The organism is Clostridium sp. CTA-7, from assembly GCF_054768095.1.
In genome coordinates this window covers 1-330 of the sequence record NZ_BAAAAV010000036.1, presented here as the reverse complement: position 1 = coordinate 330, position 330 = coordinate 1, and the positions used below count along the sequence as shown (strand labels likewise).

1 protein-coding gene is annotated in these 330 nt (G+C 37.4%); it reads left to right on the top strand.

The window, feature by feature from the left end:
* The coding region (locus tag ACYUEX_RS18775) for an IS3 family transposase (protein WP_460289464.1) at positions 1-305 on the top strand (305 nt) is incomplete at its 5' end.
* Between the last annotated feature and the right edge of the window lie 25 nt (positions 306-330).

Sequence of the window (330 nt, the reverse complement as noted above, 5' to 3'; positions counted from 1 at the left end):
TTCACTCAGATCAAGGTGCACATTACACAAGTCCCAAATTTCAAAAGCTAGTAAAAGATTGCGGCTTGGGTCAATCTATGTCTAGGCGCGGTAACTGTTGGGACAACGCGCYGCAGGAATCGTTCTTCGGACATTTTAAAGATGAGGTCAACATAAAGCCGTGTCAAACTTTAGAAGATCTTAGAAATGAGATAGACCGATATATGACTTATTATAATGAATATAGATATCAATGGAACTTAAAGAAGATGACTCCTGTTCAATACAGAAATCATCTTCTTAACTTAGCACGGTCTTTTTCATAATGTCCTTTACAAGGGGTACATTTTA